1 protein-coding gene is annotated in these 1,476 nt (G+C 60.6%); it reads left to right on the top strand.

Annotation, left to right across the window (positions count from 1 at the left end):
* The first annotated feature begins 516 nt into the window (after positions 1-516).
* On the top strand, positions 517-1,440 hold the full coding sequence (ltrA, locus tag EV643_RS43905) for a group II intron reverse transcriptase/maturase (RefSeq protein WP_202870089.1): 924 nt from the start codon (positions 517-519) through the stop codon (positions 1,438-1,440).
* Positions 1,441-1,476 lie beyond the last annotated feature (36 nt).

The raw sequence follows: 1,476 nt of genomic DNA, 5'->3' as shown, positions 1-1,476 counted from the left end.
CCATTCCCCGCCAAGAAGCCCATCGACCGCCACCTGACCCAACCCCCGCCGGACACGATCAACATCGTGCGCCAGAGCTAAAGTTACCGGTATTGAGGCGCGGCCTGATCGCGTCAGGTGGGGTCCGGGAAGATGAGCGATGGGCGCGAGCCCTCTGCCGTTGACGTGTCGAAACGAAGTCAGATGAGATCGAAACCGGAGTCGCAAAACTACTCCGGGAAAAGTCTGGGGGATACCCGTTTACTGCCCAGGCGGTCTCCGGCATATAGGCAGCATGAGCCCGGACAAGGCTCTCGCATGGAACATGTGAAGGCGCGTCCCGATACTGCCGCCGAATAGGTGGCGAGAGGGAGAACTCCAAGCGGCTAATCCGCGAGGAGCAGAGTACCGATGCGGGACGCGCTGGCGGACTCGCCCGCAGTAGCTGTGAAGCCTCTGCGTATCGCAGTGGAGGTGGAGCCAAGGGGCGGGGTCGTCCTGGTGAACGAATGTGATCAACCAGAAGGGAGGAATCGCATGAGTGAGCCGAAGTCTCAGGTCAAGTCGCACGACATACCGAAGCGTCTGGTATGGGATGCGTGGCTGAAAGTGAAAGAGAATGGAGGAGCGGCCGGAGCCGATGGCGTGACGATCGCCCAGTTCGAGGAGAACCTGAAAGACAACCTCTACAAACTGTGGAATCGCATGTCCTCGGGCAGCTACTTCCCCGGTCCGGTCCGAGCGGTGGAGATACCCAAGAAGGGCGGGACGAGGGTTCTCGGCATCCCGAACGTGATCGACAGGGTGGCGCAGACCGCGGCGGTCATGGCGTTGGAGCCAAGCGTGGAGAAGGTGTTCCACGATGACTCCTACGGCTACCGCCCCGGACGGTCACCGCTGGACGCGGTCAAGGTATGCCGACAACGGTGTTTCAAGAAGGACTGGGTCGTCGACTTGGACGTCAAAGCCTTCTTCGACTCCGTGCCATGGGATCTCATGCTGAAAGCGGTAGAGCGGCACACGGACTCGAAATGGGTCATGCTCTATGTGGAACGCTGGCTCAAAGCGCCGATGCTGATGCCCGACGGCACCCTCAACCCCCGGACGAAAGGAACGCCACAAGGCGGCCCGGTATCACCGTTGCTGGCCAACCTGTTTCTGCACTACGGCTTCGACATGTGGATGGCTCGGGAGTTCCCGACCGTCACATTCGAGCGGTTCGCAGATGACGCGGTGGTCCATTGTGTGACCGAACGGCAAGCCCGTCAGGTGCGGGCGGCGATCGAAGGTCGGTTCGCTGAAATCGGGTTGGTCCTCCATCCCGATAAAACGAAGATCGTGTATTGCAAGGACAGCAGACGGCGCCTGGAATTTGAGCAGGTGACGTTCACGTTCTGCGGGTATGCGGGCTCTTCAAACTTGACCGGGCAGCGATTCTGGTCTGGCTGTGCTCCGGCGTGATTGCCGGGTGCAGAAGTACCGTACTCGGCGGCGTTG

Origin of the sequence: Kribbella caucasensis (assembly GCF_004361855.1) — a bacterium.
GTDB lineage: Bacteria > Actinomycetota > Actinomycetes > Propionibacteriales > Kribbellaceae > Kribbella > Kribbella caucasensis.
This window is presented reverse-complemented; position numbering and strand designations above follow the sequence as displayed.